Raw genomic sequence first — 869 nt, forward strand, 5'->3', positions numbered from 1 at the left:
CGACGGCAGTGCGGGAGCTTTGCTCAAGCTGCCAGCCGCTGTTGAAAAACATGTGTGTGCCATTGAAACAGGCGTGAAGCGCGCCATCATTCTGTACGATGCGGAAAAACTCGCGCAGATTCGTCCTTTCATCTCCCACCTGCGCGGCAAACTGATTGCCGAAAAATTCACGTTTGAGCGACCCGAAATTGGTTGTGGTGGTGGCGTCATCGAGCACTTGATCGAGAACTCCCGAACCAAAATCGACAATGCTGAAGGTGAAGAAGACCCGGCTGTAGCGCAGTCCAAAGCCAAAGAAATTTTTGAATCCTGGGTGGCTTTGGCTGTGCAGGAACGCGCAACCGACATTCACGTGCAAGTGGTCAACAACATTGCCGAAGTGAAACTGCGCGTGGATGGTGAACTTGAATTTCTGCGCGATCAGCAAGGCGGCGTATACACCCCGCTGCAAGCAGAGCGTGCCGTGGCCTGGGCGTACAACAACGCGTCGGGCAAGGGCTCCAACAGCAACAGTCAATTCTCGGTGGGCGAAAATTTGTACTGCATGATCGCCGCCCGCGAGGTGGGTGGCAAACGCGTGGCCATGCGTTATCAGTCGATGCGGGGTTGGGCCGGTATCAAAGTGGTGTGCCGCTTGCTGTACGTGGACATTGATGCCCCTACCCTCAGCTATGAGCAGCTGGGTTATGCCCCTTCGCACATGAAGCAGTTAAAGAGTGCATCCAACACGCCCTCCGGCACCATTATTTTTGCGGGTGTTACAGGCTCGGGTAAAACCACCACACTCAAAACTTTCATTGAAACGCACCCTGGCAATGGTACAGATGCGTTTTACTCGATTGAAGACCCAGTGGAATACCCATGCGCGG

At 54.3% G+C, this 869-nt stretch carries 1 protein-coding gene; it reads left to right on the top strand.

All coding sequences use genetic code 11. The annotated features are described in order from the left end of the window. Positions 1 to 869: ATPase, T2SS/T4P/T4SS family (locus LMED105_RS15930; RefSeq protein ID WP_008253410.1), on the top strand; the 869-nt coding region annotated here is incomplete at both ends.

The sequence above is a fragment of the Limnobacter sp. MED105 genome (assembly GCF_000170915.1).
In the GTDB taxonomy this organism is placed as follows: Bacteria; Pseudomonadota; Gammaproteobacteria; order Burkholderiales; family Burkholderiaceae_B; genus Limnobacter.